At 35.8% G+C, this 2,105-nt stretch carries 2 protein-coding genes; both read left to right on the forward strand.

Features of this window, described 5'->3' with window-relative positions:
- Nucleotides 1-366: 366 nt before the first annotated feature.
- Complete coding sequence (locus QZ327_RS14330) at nucleotides 367-1,500, forward strand: 6-bladed beta-propeller (RefSeq protein ID WP_294620402.1); 1,134 nt, start codon at nucleotides 367-369, stop codon at nucleotides 1,498-1,500.
- 136 nt (nucleotides 1,501-1,636) lie between these two features.
- A partial coding sequence (locus tag QZ327_RS14335; protein WP_294620404.1) for a 6-bladed beta-propeller occupies nucleotides 1,637-2,105 on the forward strand: 469 nt, incomplete at its 3' end.

Raw genomic sequence — 2,105 nt, forward strand, 5'->3', positions numbered from 1 at the left:
CAAACAAATTATTAAGATTGAAAATGAAATTTACTATGAAAAAGAATTTTATAAATGATGGTGGTTACAAATATGTATATTATCCAGAGCCTGGAGATCCAAATTATGGTTATACGCAGTGTGTATGTTTTGGAAGTGGCGAATTAAGTTGTTGCTAATATAAATTAGGAGGCTACCAAAATACCTAATATGTAAACAGTATTGTCACAACAACCTGTGGTAGGTGTGATTTTATTAAAAAGAGTCTTTGGGTACCCAAAGTGACAGTGCCGTGCTTATGGTTGATAAATAGTCATTTATTTCCCCTAAGCATGGTAGTAGGCCAATTGGGAAGTTATGCGGATAATCATTAAAAATAATTACGTTATGATTAGATTTATATATGTAGTTTTTGTACTTCTGTTGATTTCATGTAGTACAGACAAAAAAGAGGCAGAGCCGGTAGTTGTTGATTTTTCAGAAGAAAGTTCTTTATTTGCATCAGAGGTGCTTTCCGTTTCTTATTTGAAATTGGAAACTGTTGACAGTTGCTTATTGGGTAGTTGTAATCAATGTACGAGTGTTGGAGGTCACTATATATTGTTGGATAAAGTTATGACAAGGTCGCTTTATGCTTTCAATCAGGATGGAAGTTTTGTAACGCAAATTGGCTCGACAGGAAATGGACCGGGTGAATATATTAATCCTTTTAAATACTCGGTAAATGAACATGATAATACTCTTTCTGTTGTTGATATCGAACAACAGAAGATGATAGTCTATAGCTTGGATGATTTTCACTTTGTATCCGAAAAGAAAATGCCGTTTCATAGTGATGATGTGGAACAATTGCCGGATGGGAATTATGTATGGTATAATAAATTGGTTTCGGACAAGTTTGATTCATACGCCTTTATAACAGATAAAGAGTTTAATGTAAAGAAAAGCTTCCTGCCTATCGAATTTTCAAGCGGATATGCCTTGGGGGCTAACCGTAAATTGTATAAGTGCGGTGATGAAATAAGCTTATATACGCCATTTAATCCTGTGATATATCGTGTAAGTAGCGACAGTATTTATGCAGCTTTTCAGTTGAAGTTCGGCGAAAAGATTTTGCCGCCGATAGATTTTCTGAAAGAGAAGTCTGCCAACAATAAGAATTACATACCGGCTTTGCTGGAATCTCCCTATGTTGCATATTATAACGTTTATGAGAATGACCAATCGCTCTGTATCCCCTATTATGTGGATAAGACATTGCATTTCGGTTTTTATGATAAACGAAAAAACGTTTCTTATAGTTTCTCCCAAAGCAGGCTCCAGTCGGAACTTCAAGTGGGTGCCTTTAGTTCTCCGATTGGAATCACCCAAAACGGTTCTTTTATTTCTTTACTCCGTCCCGGGTTGCTATTGCAGTTGCAGGAAGAAGGATATGAGATAAATGGTGAATTGCAGCAATTATTGAAAGAATCGGTGGAGGATGACAATCCTATTCTGCTAATCTTTTCATTGAAGAAATAAGGATACCAATCCCTCGTTGGTACGTTTGAAGATAGCAGGAGATACCCCGAGTAGTTAGAGGATAATCTCTTATACTCAATTTTAACCACTGAATGTAGAAAACCGTTTTGATGCACTCTGTAAAAAATCATCTTAAATGAAAAAGACAATTTCGTTAGTCATAATGATGTCTGTTTTTATGGCTTGTAAAAATATCCAAGATAGTACCGGTGATATGATTCGTATCCCGGTCAATGTGAATGATGTTACTAAGGATGCAGCTTCTTTTTTGGAAAAAATAGAAATTGTTCCATTAGAAACCAATGACTCAATTTTGCTTAATGTCCCTTCGGGTGTCTTTTATGATAAAAGAAGTGATATGTATGTGGTGATGGCGAATATGAATGTTTTCACATTCACAGGTAAAGGAAAGTCAATAGGAAGTTCTGTTAAGAAACGGGGACAAGGACCGGATGAATATACTATGATAATGGATATCAAGTATAATCATTTTTTGAATGGTATTGACTTGTTGGGTCCTTATGGAACTATATATACGTATAGCCCGACATTTGAGTTATTGGCACGCCGTACTTTCAAACCGGAATTCCCTGTCTCCTATATCT

It is taken from the genome of uncultured Bacteroides sp. (assembly GCF_910578895.1).
GTDB lineage: Bacteria > Bacteroidota > Bacteroidia > Bacteroidales > Bacteroidaceae > Bacteroides.

Bases quoted from the DNA above. Each gene is read 5' to 3' on its own strand.
- QZ327_RS14330 (WP_294620402.1), top strand. From the start codon at position 367: ATGATTAGATTTATATATGTAGTTTTTGTACTTCTGTTGATTTCATGT.